9 protein-coding genes are annotated in these 13,617 nt (G+C 71.5%); 5 read left to right on the forward strand and 4 right to left on the reverse strand.

Annotation, left to right across the window (positions count from 1 at the left end; translation table 11 throughout):
- Window positions 1–195: 195 nt before the first annotated feature.
- The 3 genes from ACFWBN_RS18250 to ACFWBN_RS18260 are packed head-to-tail and all read right to left on the reverse strand — an operon-like array spanning window position 196 to window position 2,828.
- Complete coding sequence (locus ACFWBN_RS18250; protein ID WP_385177759.1) at window positions 196–432, reverse strand: ferredoxin; 237 nt, start codon at window positions 430–432, stop codon at window positions 196–198.
- A gap of 28 nt (window positions 433–460) precedes the next feature.
- Window positions 461–1,678, reverse strand: coding sequence for a cytochrome P450 (locus ACFWBN_RS18255; RefSeq protein WP_385177761.1), 1,218 nt, complete (start codon window positions 1,676–1,678; stop codon window positions 461–463).
- Window positions 1,679–1,715: 37 nt separating this feature from the next.
- Entirely contained in the window at window positions 1,716–2,828 is a 1,113-nt protein-coding gene (locus tag ACFWBN_RS18260; RefSeq protein WP_385177763.1) for an acyl-CoA dehydrogenase family protein, read from the reverse strand.
- A 426-nt stretch (window positions 2,829–3,254) separates the two neighbouring features.
- On the opposite strand from ACFWBN_RS18260, the gene ACFWBN_RS18265 reads away from it, so the two are divergent.
- Window positions 3,255–4,694, forward strand: coding sequence for a flavin monoamine oxidase family protein (locus ACFWBN_RS18265; RefSeq protein ID WP_385177765.1), 1,440 nt, complete (start codon window positions 3,255–3,257; stop codon window positions 4,692–4,694).
- Between the two features lie 139 nt (window positions 4,695–4,833).
- Entirely contained in the window at window positions 4,834–6,174 is a 1,341-nt protein-coding gene (gene gdhA / locus ACFWBN_RS18270) for an NADP-specific glutamate dehydrogenase (RefSeq protein ID WP_385177909.1), read from the forward strand.
- 41 nt (window positions 6,175–6,215) lie between these two features.
- On the opposite strand, the gene ACFWBN_RS18275 is transcribed toward gdhA, so the two are convergent.
- Window positions 6,216–7,703, reverse strand: a complete 1,488-nt coding sequence (locus ACFWBN_RS18275; protein ID WP_385177767.1) for an MFS transporter — start codon at window positions 7,701–7,703, stop codon at window positions 6,216–6,218.
- Between the two features lie 303 nt (window positions 7,704–8,006).
- On the opposite strand from ACFWBN_RS18275, the gene ACFWBN_RS18280 reads away from it, so the two are divergent.
- The 3 genes from ACFWBN_RS18280 to ACFWBN_RS18290 all read left to right on the forward strand — a co-directional run bounded on the left by ACFWBN_RS18280 (window position 8,007) and on the right by ACFWBN_RS18290 (window position 13,538).
- Complete coding sequence (locus ACFWBN_RS18280) at window positions 8,007–11,390, forward strand: BTAD domain-containing putative transcriptional regulator (protein ID WP_385177769.1); 3,384 nt, start codon at window positions 8,007–8,009, stop codon at window positions 11,388–11,390.
- A gap of 93 nt (window positions 11,391–11,483) precedes the next feature.
- Window positions 11,484–12,104 carry a TetR/AcrR family transcriptional regulator gene (locus tag ACFWBN_RS18285; protein WP_385177771.1) on the forward strand — a complete coding sequence of 207 codons (621 nt, stop codon included), beginning with the start codon at window positions 11,484–11,486 and terminating at the stop codon, window positions 12,102–12,104.
- 222 nt (window positions 12,105–12,326) lie between these two features.
- The gene (locus ACFWBN_RS18290) at window positions 12,327–13,538 is read left to right on the forward strand and encodes a pyridoxal phosphate-dependent aminotransferase (protein ID WP_385177773.1); all 1,212 of its coding nucleotides are present in this window, start codon (window positions 12,327–12,329) and stop codon (window positions 13,536–13,538) included.
- Window positions 13,539–13,617: the final 79 nt, after the last annotated feature.

Here is a 13,617-nt window from a genome sequence, read left to right on the forward strand (position 1 = left end):
TGTCGCCGGTCGCCGGTCTGGTCAGGGTCGGCCCGGCCCGGCCCGGCGAAGTACGCACGGAGGAACGCGCGAACGAACGCGCAGAAGAACGCGAATGGGGCGCCCCCCGCCGGATGAAGTCCGGACCGCACCGGGGGGCGCCCCATTTGCCATCTCCGTTCGGGGGGCGCCGGCTCGGCGCCCCCCGAACGTCTTTCACGCCTGCCCGTCTCCGTCACCGGCACGGGCGCCGGCCAGGGCGACCCGGATGGCTTCCGTCGGGCAGACGTCGACCACACTGCTCGCGGCCTCGATGTCCGCGGGGTCGACCAGTTCCCTCTTGAGCGCCACGGCGTAGCCCTCGGCGCCCACTTTGAACAGCTGCGGGTGCATCGCCTCGCAGGTTCCCGCGCCGGTGCACACCGTCGTGTCGATGGTCAGGATCTCGCTCATACGGTCACTTCCCTCTCGGCCGGCCCGATCACAGCAGCACGGGCAGGGACGGAAGGCTGCGCAGCAGCCAGTTCTCCTCGAAGAGGATCTCCTCACGGGGCACCGCGAGGCGCATGTTCGGGAACCGCTTGAGCAGGGCGGGGACGGCGGCGCCGGTCTCCAGGCGGGCCAGGGCCGCGCCCATGCAGTTGTGCAGCCCGTGTCCCAGCGCCAGATGGCGCGTCCCGGTGCGGGTGATGTCCAGCCGCCGCGGGTCCGTGAACTTCTCCGGGTCGTGGTTGCCCGACTGCAGTCCGGCGACCACGGGAGTGCCGGCGGGGATGTGCACCCCGCGGAAGTCCAGGTCCTCCTTGGCCAGGCGGAACAGGCCGATGCAGAACGCGCCGTCGTAGCGGAGGAACTCCTCCACCGCGGTGGGGGTGTGCTCGGGCTTCTCCACCAGGAGCCGGCGCTGGTCCGGGTGGTCCAGCAGGGCGAGCACGGCGGAGCCGATCAGGTTCCTGGTGGTGTCGATGCCGGCCATGATCATCAGCGCGACCATGGAGACGAGCTCGTCCTCGGTGAGCTGGTCCTCGCCGTCCCGCGCCTGGATGAAGACCGAGGTCAGGTCGTCACTGGGGTTGCGCCGCTTCTCGACGATGAGCTCGCGACCGTAGATCACGATCTCCTCGAACGCCGCGGCGACCTCCGCCTCGTTGTTCGGGTTGGACGGGTCCGCGTGGAAGGCCCGCTCGATGGCGTGGAGCATGTCACCGAAACGCTCCAGCGGGAATCCCAGGATCTCGCCCGTGACATCGGCCGGAATCTTGCTCGCGAAGTCCATGACATCGGGGCTGTCCGACTTCGCCAGCCGGTCGAGGGCCTCCTCCACGATGCGCTCCACCGGCTCCTTCCAGGTGGCGGCGCGACGCGGGGTGAAGGCTCCCATCGCCAGCTTGCGCACCCGGGTGTGGTCCGGCGGATCGAGCACGGTGAGAATGCGGCCGATCAGGGTGTCCGCGCCGAATATCATTCCGGACTTCTTGAAGGCCTCGCTGCCCCAGGCCTCCCCGTCATTGCTGAACCGCTGGTCGCTCAGCAATTCCTTGACGTCGTCGTAACGCGAAAGGAAGACCATGGGAACATCGCCGACGGGGAAACGGAACTGGTGGACCGGGTCATTCACCCGGAGCCAGTCGTACACCGTATACGGGTCCTGATAGTAGGCGGAGTCGAAAAGCGTGGGCGCCTGCTGGGCTGTGGTCATGACGAAAGCTCCTCGTATGCGGCAGGTACGGGGTCGGCTAGATGTAGTCGGTGCCGGGCTCGAGACCGAGCAGCACGCGGCCGTGCGCCTCCAGGGAGCTGACCGGCGTCAGCAGGCCGTGCAGCGAGAGCGCGGCGATGTCGCGGTAGGCGCGCTGGAAGTGGTTGCTGCGCAGGATGGTCGACGCGGAGCTGATGTTGTACAGCGTCTCCACCGCCTCCTTGGTCGACTGCACCACGTAGCCGACCTGGCCGCGGATGGCCGCCTTCTCCTCCACCGTCAGCTTCTCGCCCAGGTCCTCACGTCCCTGGATGACCTTCAGCCACTCCTGCGAGAGCGCCTCACAGGCGGCGATCTTGTTCGCCGCGTGCGCCACCTGGACCTGCGTGTAGGGGTGTTCGCTCTGCTCGGTCCAGGACGTGTAGGTGATGGCCTTGCCGGGCAGCCGCTGGATGAAGAGCTCCAGCGCGGCCTTGGCGATGCCCAGGTAGACGGGGGCGCAGGTCGCCAGGATGTAGCTGGTCAGGTTGTAGTTGCGGCCGTTCAGGTCGGCGTTCCAGCGGTCGCGCGTGGAGGCGTCGAACACCCCCGCGTCGACGACCCGGTGGGCCGGCACGAACACGTCCTTCACGGTCGAGGTGCAGCTGCCGGTGGCGGCGGCGCCGAAGACGTCCCAGTCGTCGGCGATGGTGACGTCCTCGATGGGGACCATGGCGAAGAGCTCCTCGTGCTGGCCGTCGGGGCCCTCGACGAGCGCCGCGTGCACGTTCCACTGGGAGCCCCGCACGCCCGTGTTGAAGCGCCAGGTGCCGTTGAGGATGTAGCCGCCTTCGACGGGAACGAGGGTGCCGGACGGCGTGAACCCGCCGGAGATGCGGACGGAGCCGTTGGCGAAGACCTCCTCCTGGGCCCGGTCGGGGTACAGGGTGGCGATCCAGGCGGTGGACACCCACACCATCGAGACCCAACCGGTGGACCCGCAACCGCGGGCGATCTCGGCCAGGATCTCCGCCTGCTCGTTCACGGGGAGATCAAGACCGCCGAAGCGCGCGGGAACCGCGGTGCGGAATACGCCCGCCTTCTCCATGAGTTCGATGTTCTCGTCGAGAAGCCAGCGCTGACTTTCGTTGGCGAGACCATTGTTGCGCAATGTGGGAATCGCTTCCCTGACCGCATCCAGAACGTTCAGGGTTTCAGCACCGAGCGGGGCCATTTTTCCTCCGGAGTAGTCTTTCTTATTCATGCAGCCCACTGCGGCTACCGTGGGACGCCTGCCACGGTAGAGACGGGGGCGTAATCCCTCATCCATCGGCTGTCACCGGGTCGAGATTGCGCCGAACTAGACGTCGTATGCCGACTCACCGGCCGGTCACTGCATGTCCATCGGACGGCGGCACGGACCGGTCAACGGCCCAATGGGAACGGCCGCTTCCCCGGGAAGAGTCGAAGTAAACCTTCCAATTACTCATCGGTGACCCGTTTTCGATGGTGTCCGGCTAGCTTGCCGTTGGCGAAAACAGGCCACTCAACCTGATCACAGACGCGGTCTCCAACGACCAACGGAAAAGGTGCTCCGATGAGTTCTCGTCCCACCACCGAACGCCGGCAGCCGGCCCGTCAGTACGGACGCCGCTCGATCCTCAAGGCCACCGGTGCGACCGCACTGGCCGGCATGGCCGGCGCGACCGTACTGGGTGCGGGCGAGGCCGCCGCCACCGACGAGATCCTGACGGACGTGATCGTCGTCGGTGCGGGCTACGCCGGCGGCACGGCCGCGCGCGAGCTCACCGCCAAGGGACTGGACGTCGTCGTCCTGGAGGCGCGGGACCGCATCGGCGGCCGTATCTGGACCGACACGTTCGCCGGTGAGCGCATCGAGCTCGGCGGCGGTTGGCTGAGCCCCGACCACCACCTCGTCGCCAAGGAGTTCCAGCGCTACGGCCTGACGAACGTGGCCGACGTGATGCCGACCAAGTCGGTCATGCCCGGCGTGAACGGCCTCGACGCCCTCTCCCCCGCGGACGCCAACGCACGGCTGGCCAAGCTGTTCGAGCAGTTCTTCGCCGGGTCCGAGCAGTACTTCGAGCGTCCCAACGAGCCGCTCTTCCGCAAGGACCTCCTGGCCAAGGTCGACCCGCTCTCCTTCGCCGACCGGATCGCCCAGCTGCCGGGGCTCAGCGACGTGGACCGCAAGTGGCTCGAAGGGTACTTCGTGGCCTACACGGGCGGCGACAACACCAGCCGCTCGATGACGTCCATGGCGCAGTGGTGGGCCCTCGGCGGCTGGACCATGGAGGGCTGGGAGAAGCAGACGGCCTACAAGCCCGCCGACGGCATGACCGCGCTGCTCCAGAAGATGCTGACGGAGTCCCGGGCCAGGGTGATGCTCAAGTCCCCGGTCGCCTCGGTCACCAGCACGGCGACGGGTGTCCAGGTGCGGCTCACGAGCGGCCGGCTCTTCAAGGCCTCTGCGGTCGTCATGGCGATCCCGGTCAACATGTGGAAGACGATCCAGTTCAACCCCGGTCTGCCGGCGGTGCACGCCGCCGCGACCGCCGAGGGCGTGGGCGTCGGCCTCGCGACCAAGATGTGGATCCACCTCAGCGGGAACGTCGAGGCCGTCTACGGCATGGGCACCCAGACCTCCGCGCTGCCGCTGGTGATCCCCCAGAAGGCGCTGCCGGGCGGTGGGCGGCTCATGGTCGGCTTCGCCGGTTCCTCCCTCGACGTGAAGAACCAGGCCGCCGTTCAGGACGCGATCCGCGCCTACGTTCCCGGCGCCACCGTCGTGTCGTACAAGGTGCAGGAGTGGGGCCGCGACCCGTACGCGCGCGGTGGATGGGGTCTGCGTCGCCCGGGCCAGCTGCTGAAGCAGCTTCCCGCCATCCAGCAGCCGCACGGCCGCATCGTCTTCGCGGGCGGCGACATCGCCTCCGGCTGGAACGGTGCCTTCATCGAAGGCGCCGTCGAGACGGGATTCCGGGCCGCGGAGCAGGCAGCCGCCATAGCCTGGTAGTTCGGGGCACCGTGTGATCCAGTAGTCCCGTGATCCAGTGATCACACGGTGCGTCAGATCCACCGGAAGCCACAGATCCACAGATTCGCAGAAAAGAGAATCCATGTCGTCGCTGCCTGCCCAGCCGACCCACCGGACCATGCCGGCGTTACTCCAGCCGCTGCACGCGGAGGTGCTGCGGCGCAATCCCGGCGAGCCCGAGTTCCATCAGGCCCTCGGTGAGGTCCTGGAGACGTTGGAGCCGGTACTCACCGCCCGCCCCGAGCTCCTCGAGGCACGGCTGCTGGAGCGGATCGTCGAGCCCGAGCGCCAGATCATCTTCCGGGTGCCCTGGCAGGACGACCAGGGCCGCATCCACGTCAACCGCGGCATGCGCGTGGAGTTCAACAGCGCCCTCGGACCGTACAAGGGCGGTCTGCGGTTCCACCCCTCGGTGAACCTGGGCATCGTGAAGTTCCTCGGGTTCGAGCAGATCTTCAAGAACGCGCTCACCGGGCTGGGCATCGGCGGCGGCAAGGGCGGCAGCGACTTCGACCCGCGGGGGCGCTCCGACGCCGAAGTGATGCGGTTCTGCCAGTCGTTCATGACCGAACTGCACCGCCACCTCGGCGAGCACACCGACGTGCCGGCCGGTGACATCGGGGTCGGCGGCCGCGAGATCGGCTACCTCTTCGGCCAGTACCGGCGCATCACCAACCGCTGGGAGGCGGGCGTCCTCACCGGCAAGGGGCTCGGCTGGGGAGGCTCTCTGGCCCGCGCGGAGGCGACCGGCTACGGCAACGTCCTGTTCGCCGCCGAAATGCTGAAGACCCGGGGCGCGGACCTGGCGGGCCAGCGGGTCACCGTCTCCGGCTCCGGCAACGTGGCCCTCTACTCCATCCAGAAGGCCCAGGCGCTGGGCGCCCACGCGGTGACCGCGTCGGACTCCGCGGGCTACGTGGTGGACGAGAAGGGCATCGACCTCGAACTCCTCCAGCAGATCAAGGAGGTCGAGCGCGGCCGCGTCAGCGACTACGCCGAGCGGCGCGGGCCCTCGGCGCGCTACGTGCCCGGCGGCAGCGTCTGGGACGTGCCGACCGATGTGGCGCTGCCCTCGGCGACCCAGAACGAGCTGGACGCCGACGCCGCCCGGACCCTCGTGCGCAACGGGGTGAAGGCGGTGTCCGAGGGGGCGAACATGCCCACCACTCCCGAGGCGGTGCGCGTACTGCGCGAGGCCGGGGTGCTCTTCGGCCCGGGCAAGGCCGCCAACGCGGGCGGGGTGGCGACCAGTGCGCTGGAGATGCAGCAGAACGCGGGCCGGGAGGCCTGGAGCTTCTCCGAGGTCGAGGACCGGCTCGCCTTCATCATGCGCGACATCCACGCGACCGTTCGCGACACGGCGGAGCGCTACGGCGCCCCCGGTGACTACGTCCTGGGCGCCAACATCGCCGGCTTCGAGCGGGTCGCCGACGCGATGAACGCGCAGGGGCTCATCTGACCGACCGGTTGCGCCGCGCACCGCGGGCGGGTGACGATCCGTCATCTGCCCGCGGTGCGGCGGCGGTACAGCACCGCGATGGCCAGCGCGGCGAGGGCGAGCACCGCCAGGGCCGCGCGGAAGGCGGTGAGCCAGGCCGGCGCGCCCGCCTCGGGCGCGGCCGACCCGCCGGGCACGAGCAGCCCGAAGAAGACCAGCCCCGTGAACGCGATCCCGAGGACGCCCGCGGTCTCCTGCGCCGTGCCCAGCACACCGGCCGCCGTTCCGGTCAGCCGTGAGCGGACCCCGGCCAGGGCCGAGGCGGTCAGCGGCGCCATCAGCAGGCCCATGCCGGCGCCCGCCGCCGCGAGCCCGACGACCAGGCCCGTCGGCACCCCGCCGGAGCCGACGGCGGAGGCCGACCAGCCGGTCAGCAGCAGCCCCGTGGCCAGCACCGCCCCTCCCAGGACCGGGAGGCGCTGCCCGAGCCGGCTCGTCAGCCGCGCCGTGCACGTCGAGGCCACCAGGAAGGCCGCGTTGAGCGCGGTACAGACCGCGCCCGCCGCGACCGGCGGCATCCCGCGCCCCTCCTGAAGGAACAGGGACAGGACGAAGGTCAGCCCCGAGGAGACCCCGAACAACAGCCCTATGGACCCCAGCCCCCTGGCGAACCCGGGGTCGCGGAAGACCGCCGGGTCCAGGAGCGGGCTGCGTCCCGAGGTGACCCGGTGGCGCTGGTGCGCGAGGAAGCCCGTCAGCAGCGGCACCGAGAGCAGCAGGCTCACCCACGTCCACAGCGGCCACCCGTACTCGCGGCCCACCACCAGGGGCAGCACCAGGGCGACGAGGCCCGTCGCGGACAGCACCGTCCCGGTGGGATCGAGCCCCCGCCCGGCCCGCTCCGGTCCGACCCGCGCCGCGCGGCGGCCGGCCGGCAGCAGCCGGGTCAGTGCCAGGGCCGCGACGCCGAGCGGGACGTTGACGAGGAAGCAGGTGCGCCAGCCCAGGCCCGCCGGATCCATCGCGAGCAACAGCCCGCCGACCGCCTGACCGCTCGTCCCCGCCACCCCCACGGCCGCCCCGTACCAGGCGAACGCCCGGGCCCGGTCCGCACCCCGGTACAACAGGCCGAGCAGGGCGAGTACTTGAGGGCCCATCAGGGCGGCGGCAATGCCCTGCGCGATGCGTGCGGCGATCAGGACCTCCACGCCCGGCGCCGCACCGCAGGCCGCGGACGCCGCGGTGAACAGGGCCAGGCCCACGATGAACACCCGGCGGGGGCCGAACAGGTCGCCGAGCCGTCCGGCGGTGATCAGGCCGATGGCGTACGCGAGTCCGTAACCGATCAGGACGAACTGCAGGGCGCTCTGCCCGGCGCCGAGATCGTGGCGGGCGGCGGGTGCCACCGCGTTCACGATGAAGAAGTCGAGCGTGGTCATGAACACCGCGGAGAGCAGCACGGGCAGGGCCCACCAGCGCCTGCGCGGTACGGCCTCGGTCGCGGTCGGGGTCGCGGTCCGTTGGGATACGGGGCTGAGAAGCGTCGACATGCGGTCTTCCTGACAGGGGGTGCCGCCGTACCGCGCGCACGGCCCGGGAAGGACTCAGGGGTCGCGGGACGCGGGTTCGGGAGGACGCCTCGCGTCCCGGATTCCCGTCGCGGTGCGGCGCTTCGGGCGGCTTTACGGAGGCCACGCTGGCCCCCGCCCCTCTCGGCCTCCTCACGGTGCGCTCTCGAACTCGCCTCGGCCGCTCACGAGCCCCTGGCGGGGCGGTCCGGGCAGCAGGCCGGACAGCCGCCCGGCGGCCTGCCCCGCCCGTCCCCACCAGGCAATTGGGCTAATGTGCGAACCATGCGTTTCGGGGTACTGGGTCCGCTCGAGGTATGGACCGATGACGGCCGACCGGTCCCCGTCCGGGAGCCGAAGGTGCGCGCCCTCCTCGCCGACCTCCTGATCCACGCGGGGCGCCCCGTGTCGACGGACCGGCTGCTGGACGACATGTGGAGCCAGGACCTGCCGGGCAAGCCCGCGGCGGCGCTGCAGACCAAGGTGTGGCACCTGCGCCGCGCGCTGGAGGACGCCGAGCAGGGCGGGCGCTCGCTCGTCGTCTCACAGGCCCCCGGCTACCTCCTCGACGTCGGCCCCGACGCGGTGGACGCCCGGCGCTTCGAGTCGCTGACGGCGAGGGCGCGCGCGGCCTCCGGGCCCGCGGCCAGGACCGCGCTGCTGACGGAGGCGCTCGCCCTGTGGCGCGGGCCCGCCTACGCCGAATTCGCCGACGCGGGCTTCGCCGGCCCCGCGGTCCGCCGCCTGGAGGAGCAGCGCGTCTCCGCGCTCGAGGAGCAGGCCGACGCACGGCTCCGGCTCGGCGAGCACCGGCTGCTCGCGGACGAGCTCGTCGGCCTCGCGGCCGCGCACCCGCTGCGCGAACGGCTGCACGCCATCCATCTGCGCGCCCTGTACCGCGCGGGCCGGCAGGGCGACGCCCTGGAGGGGTACGCCCGCCTGCGCACCCGGCTGCGCGACGAACTGGGCCTGGACCCCGGACCGGAGCTCACCGCCCTGTACCAGGCGATCCTCCAGCAGGACCCCGCCCTCGACGCCGATGCCGCGTCCGCATCCGCATCCGTGTCCGCTTCCGTGTCGGGATCCGCTTCCGCATCCGTATCCGTACGCGGCTCCGGACCCGATCCCGCGTCGGACGGCGGCGGGCCCGCGGCCCCCCGGCCGCGCAGCAATCTCCCCGCCGCCCTCGCCGAACTGGTCGGCCGCGGCGACGATCTCGCCACGCTGCGCAGGCTGCTCGCCGAGGCGGCCGCCCCCCGGCCGCGCCTGGTCACCCTCACCGGGCCGGGTGGCGTGGGCAAGACCCGGCTCGCCCTGGAAGCGGCCACGCAGTCCCTCGACGCGTTCCCGGACGGCGTGTGGTTGGTCGAGATGAGCGGACTCGACCGGTCCGCGCACCCGGACGCGCGGGTCCGCCCGCCCGAGATCGCCCATGTGATCGCCGCCGCGCTCGGCATGCGCGACGACACCGCCCCGGACCCCTCCGACCCGCGACCCGCCGGACCGGCCGAGCGGCTGGCCGACGCCCTGTGGGCGAAACGGGCGCTGCTCCTGCTGGACAACTGCGAGCACGTCGTCGAGCCGGTCGCCGAGCTGTCCGGAGTGCTGCTGGCCCGCGCACCCCACCTGCGCATCCTCGCCACCAGCCAGGAACCGCTCGGCATATCCGGCGAGGTCCTGCACCCCGTACGGCCGCTCGGCCTGCCGCCCGCCACCGAGACCGGCCCCGACGCCCTGTTGCAGGCCGCCGCCGTACGGCTGTTCGTGACCCGGGCCCAGGCCGCCGCACCCGGGTTCGCGCTCGACGCCGACAACGCCGCCACGGTCGCCGCCCTCTGCCGGAGGTTGGACGGCCTCCCGCTGGCCCTCGAACTCGCCGCCACCCGGGTCCGCACGCTCGGGGTGCGCGAGCTCGCCGCCCGGCTCGACGACCGCTTCCGCGTCCTGGCCGCGGGCAAGCGCGACGCCCCGGCACGGCAGCGCACGCTGCGCGCGGTGATCGACTGGAGTTGGGAGCTGCTCACCGGCGCCGAACGCGCCGTGCTGCGACGCCTCGCCGTGCACTCCGAAGGCTGCGCGCTGCGGGCGGCCGAGGCCGTCTGCGCGGGCGAGGGCGTCCCGGAGGCCGACGTCGTCGACCTGCTCGCGCGGCTGGTGGACCGCTCCCTGGTCGCCGTCGCCGAAACACCCGGAGGCGTCCGCTACCGGCTCCTGGAATCCGTGGCCGCGTACTGCGTGGAGCGCCTCGACGACGCGGACGAGACCGCCGCCGTACGCCTGCGGCACGCCGACCACTACCTTGCCCTCGCCGAGACGGCCGCACCGCTGCTGCACGGCCGCGATCAGCGCGAGTGGCTGGAACGCCTGGACGCCGAATCCGCCAACCTGCGCAGCGCCTTGGAGACCCTGGTGCGCCGCGGCGCCGCCCACGACGCACTGCGCCTGGTCATCGCACTGTCCTGGTACTGGTTCCTGCGCGGCCGGCTCGGCGAGGCGCTGCGCTCCTTCGACACCGCCCTGTCCGTACCCGCCGACGGCACCGGGGAGTGTCGCACCCACCGTGCCGACGCCACGGTGCGGCGGGCCGCGTTCGCCCTGCACTCCGGCGCGGCCGAAGGGCCGTCGTCGGTCGCGAAGGCCCTGGCCGTGCTCGACGACATCGCCGATCCGTACGACCGGGCCCGGGCACGGTGGCTGCTCGCCTTCACCCTCTACGGCTCCGGGGACCTGGCCGCCAACCAGGACCGGGTCGCCGCCGCGCTGGCCGTCTTCGAAGACCTGGGCGACACCTGGGGCAGGGCCGCGGCGCTGGCCCTGCGCGCCGGTCACGCCTTCATCCGCGGCGACTTCCCCGCGGCCGCCCTCGACGCGGGGGTCAGTCTGAACCTCTTCCTCGAACTGGGCGACCGCTGGGGGCAGCTGAAGGCAGGCGACACCCTGGCCTCGCTCGCCGAGATCAACGAGGACTACGAGCGGGCCGCCCGGCTGCACCGCGACGGCCTGCGCAGGGCCGAGGAGATCGGGCTGTGGACCGACGCCTCCTACAAGTGGTCGGGGCTCGGCCGGATCGCCCTGCTCACCGGCGACTACGCGGACGCGCGGGAGTTCCACGAACGCGGTCGGCGCCTGGCCGCCGAGCAGTCCCACAAGCGCGGCGAGCAGTTCGCCGAGACCGGCTTGGCCCTGGTGGCCCGCCGCGAAGGCCGCCTGGACGACGCGGAAGGCCATCTGAACAAGTGGCTCGACTGGCTCCGCGCCGTCTACGGGGACCTCGGCACCGCTCTGGTCATGGCCGAACTCGGCTTCATCGCCGAGCAGCGCGGCGACGCCGAAACGGCCCTCGAACGCCATCTCGCGGGCTACGCGGCGGCCCGCGAGACCGGCGACCCGCGCGCCCTCGCCCTCGCCCTGGAGGGACTGGCCGGCACCCACGCCCTCGCCGGCCGCCACGCCCTGGCCGCCCGGCTCCTCGGCGGCGCCGCCGAGGCTCGCGCGTCCGTGGGCCGCCCCCTGGCCAAGGCCGAGAGCGGCGACGTCGAGCGCATCGCCGCGGCCGCCCGGAGCGCCCTGGGAGGGACGCGGTACGCCGTCGAGTTCGCCGCCGGACGGACCGCCTGCCCCGATGCCCTGTCGGGAGCCGGCCCGGCGGGGAGCGGTACGGCCCGGTGATCGCGGGGCCGGCCGTCCGGCCGCCCCACCGTGCGCACCCCCGAGTTCCGCCGAATCCAGTGGAAAGAACGCTCTACTGGTAACCTCGGGCGGGTGAAGAAGACGCCCGCGACCGATGCGAAGCAATCGGCAGCCGCCCAGGACCCCGTCCTCGCCACCCGCGAGCGGATCGTCCGGGCAGCCTCACGCCTGATGCAACGACAGGGCTACGCCGGCACCGGGATCAAGCAGATCTCCCTGGAAGCCCAGGCCACGCTGGGCTCCGTCTACCACTTCTTCCCCGGCGGAAAACAGGAACTGGCCGTCGCGGCGATCCGGCACGGCGACCTGGAGTTCGCCGAGGAGCTGCGGACCGCGCTCGGCAGCGAGACCGACCCCGCCGATGCCGTCCTCGCCTTCACCCGCCACCTCGCGACGGGCCTGCGCACCTCCGACTGGATCGACGGCTGCCCCATCACCACCACGGCACTCGGCACCGCCGGCAGCAGCCCCGACATCCAGTCGGCCGCTGCCGAGGCCTTCGCGCGCTGGCGCGAGATCGTCTTCGACAAGCTCCGGGAAACCGGAATTGCCGAAACCGACGCCCACGACCTCGCCCACACGGTGATCAGCACGCTCGAAGGCGCCGAACTCGCCGCCCAGGTGTCCAGGAGCAGCGAACCGCTCGACATCGCGGGCAAGCACCTGGCCCGATTGATCACCGCTTACCTGTAGGCCGTCGAGGCCGCGGCCCGCCCGAAGGTGACGAGCGCAACACCACCGGGCGGGCACTCCCCCGGCCCCACCCATTCCGCAGGCCGGAACGGCGGCCCGGCCCCCGTTTCCAAGGGCACAGCGCGCCGCCACCCTCCCATCGCGCGAAACGGGACATATCGCTCCCCCGCCACCCGCCGCAATACCTCGGCGAGCAGGCACCCGGGCCCGTAAGCTCCCGTCATGCAGGTGATCCAGTCAACGAAACTCGCCAATGTCTGCTACGAGATCCGCGGCCCCGTGCTCGAAGAGGCGATGCGGCTCGAAGCAGCAGGTCATCGCATCCTCAAGCTCAACACCGGCAACCCCGCGGCCTTCGGCTTCGAGTGCCCGCCGGAGATCCTTGAGGACATGCTCCGCAACCTGGGCAACGCGCACGGGTACGGGGACGCGAAGGGGCTGCTCTCCGCGCGCCGCGCGGTCATGCAGCACTACCAGACCAAGGGCATCGACCTGGACGTCGAGGACATCTACCTCGGCAACGGCGTCTCCGAGCTGATCCAGATGTCGATGCAGGCGCTGCTCGACGACGGCGACGAGGTGCTGGTCCCGGCGCCGGACTACCCGCTGTGGACCGCCTCGGTCTCCCTCGCGGGCGGCACGGCCGTGCACTACCGCTGCGACGAGCAGTCGGACTGGATGCCGGACCTCGCCGACATCGAGCGCAAGGTCACCGACCGCACCCGCGCGATCGTGATCATCAACCCGAACAACCCGACCGGCGCCGTCTACGACGACGAGATGCTGCGCGGGCTGACCGACATCGCCCGGCGGCACAATCTCGTCGTCTGCTCGGACGAGATCTACGACCGGATCCTCTACGACGGCGCCACGCACACGAACACCGCCGCCATCGCTCCGGACCTGCTCACCCTCACCTTCAACGGGCTGTCCAAGAACTACCGCGTCGCCGGCTACCGCGCGGGCTGGATGGCGGTCTGCGGCCCGAAGAAGAACGCCTCGTCGTACATCGAGGGCCTGACGATCCTGGCCAACATGCGACTGTGCGCCAACGTGCCCTCGCAGCACGCGATCGCCACCGCGCTGGGCGGCCGCCAGTCGATCACCGACCTCGTGCTTCCGGGCGGGCGGCTGCTGGAGCAGCGCGACACGGCGTACGAGCTGCTGACGCAGATCCCCGGCATCACCTGCGTGAAGCCGAAGGGTGCGCTGTACCTCTTCCCGAAGCTCGACCCCTCGGTCTACAAGATCAAGGACGACCGGCAGATGGTCCTCGACCTGCTGCGGGCCGAGAAGATCATGGTCGTGCACGGTACGGGCTTCAACTGGCCCGAGCCCGACCACTTCCGGATCGTGACGCTGCCGAACGCCAAGGATCTGGGCGACGCGGTGACGCGGATCGGGAACTTCCTGGACGGGTACAGCCAGCCGTGACGGGCGCGCCGCAAGGCGCGTATCGATCAAACTCAACTTTAGAACGGATCCAATGTAGGATGGTCTCCTGACCACGCAG

The sequence above is a fragment of the Streptomyces sp. NPDC059989 genome (genome assembly GCF_042736975.1).
Classification (GTDB): domain Bacteria; phylum Actinomycetota; class Actinomycetes; order Streptomycetales; family Streptomycetaceae; genus Streptomyces.